This is a genomic window from Streptomyces sp. NPDC031274, from assembly GCF_055570235.1.
Genome location: NZ_JBVIHP010000216.1, coordinates 1 through 1442 on the forward strand (window position 1 = coordinate 1; position 1442 = coordinate 1442).

Genomic DNA, 1442 nt, shown 5'->3' on the forward strand with positions numbered 1-1442 from the left:
CGGTGTCCACGAGGTAGGGGCGGGTGGTGCGCAGCCGGGACAGGGTGAGGAAGGGACGTGGCATCGGGCGGCTCCTCGGGGCAGGAGGCCGTGCCAGTATCGCGGCGGCCCGGCGGCGCTGTCCTCACCGGTGCGGGGGATATGTGCGGGGCGGCGGTGTGTGCCGCCGTGCCGCGAACGGAGCGTATTGCGGCTGGTGTTGATCCTGCGGCTGGCCCGGCTGGCCCGGCTGGCCCGGCAGTTCGGTCCCGGTGCCCGGCGGGGTCGTCCGGCCGTGACGGCCGCCGGCGGAGACGCCGCCCGGCCACCAGTTCCACTTGCCGATCACTGTCATCAGCGCGGGCAGGACGAAGACGCGGATCACCACGGCGTCAAGCAGGATCGCCGCCGCCAGACCCACGCCGAGCTGCTTGAACTCGACCATGCTCAGCGTTCCGAAGATCGCGAAGACACCGACCATGACGATCGCCGCGCTGGTCACCACACCCGCGGACTTCGTGATGCCTTCGCGGACCGCTTCCTTGACCGACGCGCCCCGCAGGGCCGCCTCACGGATTCGGCTGACGACGAAGACGTGGTAGTCCATCGACAGGCCGAAGAGCACCACGAACAGGAACAGCGGCAGCCAGGACACGACCGCTCCGGTGCTGTGGAAGTCCAGGAGCCGCTCGGCCCAGGTGTGCTGGAAGACCGCCGCGAGGACACCGAAGGAGGCCGCCGCGGAGAGCAGGTTCAGGAGGATCGCCGAGGCCGCCACGGCCAGAGAGCGGAAGATCAGGATCATGGTGGCGAAGGTGAGGAGCAGGACGAACCCCACCACCCATGGCATGCGCTCCTTGAGGTGGTCGGTGAAGTCCACGCCCTGGGCCACCTTGCCGCCGACACCGTGCTCGGCGTCGGGGACGTCGGCCATCGCCCGCGGCAGCCAGGCGCGCAGGACGTCGAGGGACTCCTTGGCCTCGTCGCTCTTGGGCTGGAACGGCGTGCCCACGTCGACGGTGAACACCCGGTGGTTCGCGGACTCCTTGACCGTCGGCCGCTGGTCGTGTGCGAAGCGCTCGTCCTTCGCGGTCCGTTCGAGCAGCTTGTGCAGGGCGGCCTCGGCCCGGGCGCCCTCGCCCGGCGGGACGCGCACCGCGACCTGGTGCACGGTTCCCTCGCTCGGGAAGGCCTCCGTCAGCCGGTCCATGGCCCGTACGACGGCGATGTCCCTGGACAGGTCGTCCGACCCCGGCTGCTTGAGCCTCATGTCGAGGGCGGGCAGGGCGAGCAGCACCATGGCGCCCGCGGAGACGATGAGCGTGAGCCACGGCCTGGACAGCGCGGGCTTGAGCAGCACCGGCCACACCCGGGAGTCACCGGAGCGCATGGTCAGGCGCCAAAGGAACGGCACCTTCGGAGCGTCGACCCCCGTGCCGAGCTTTCCTAGCAGGGTGGGACGG

Annotated in this window: 1 protein-coding gene; it reads right to left on the reverse strand. The window is 70.8% G+C overall.

Translation table 11 applies throughout. The annotated features are described in order from the left end of the window. Positions 1 to 124 precede the first annotated feature (124 nt). On the reverse strand, positions 125 to 1442 hold a 1318-nt coding region (locus tag ACZ5CR_RS45100), incomplete at its 5' end, for an MMPL family transporter (RefSeq protein ID WP_468869427.1).